Annotated in this window: 1 protein-coding gene; it reads right to left on the reverse strand. The window is 27.8% G+C overall.

What is annotated here, in order from left to right; genetic code table 11:
- Positions 1-157: 157 nt before the first annotated feature.
- A complete protein-coding gene (locus FDX22_RS24500) occupies positions 158-379 on the reverse strand; it encodes a hypothetical protein (RefSeq protein WP_036851104.1) in 222 nt (73 codons plus the stop codon).
- Positions 380-532: the final 153 nt, after the last annotated feature.

Raw genomic sequence — 532 nt, forward strand, 5'->3', positions numbered from 1 at the left:
TTTAGTATATAATAACAAAAAAGACTTGAAAAGTCAAGCCTTAAACCTATTAAGCTCCTTAGCTGTACTTACTTTATCAAATAAATTCAACTTTCATGCCTCTCAATTTATAACCTTTTTTAATCCTACGACTAATGCCACCTGGTTTTTTCTCAATTTAGTCACTAGTTACCTCCATTGGCTCTGATTCTACGCAATAAACTTTGAACGGCTTTTCTTCTTTTGCTCCATTTCCGAAAAATAGCTCCCATTGATAATTTAATAAAACACAAGTCTTAATAGCTTCGTGTTTTTTTGTATAAAGAGATAATCGTTTTCCGCTATAATTTTTAGCCACTGTGTCTTTATCAGTTGTTAGTGCCACATAGTAAATTTTCATTTATTTCTCCTTTTCTTATATCATGATATCAAATTATTTTATATTTGTCAATACTTAATTCCATTTTTTTCTTTTATGAATTTGTTTATACTATCTTGATTTAATCGTTTAGATATTATTTGAACCAAGATAAATCAATTTCATTAGCTAAAT

Source organism: Citrobacter sp. TBCS-14 (assembly GCF_005280805.1).
GTDB lineage: Bacteria > Pseudomonadota > Gammaproteobacteria > Enterobacterales > Enterobacteriaceae > Citrobacter > Citrobacter gillenii.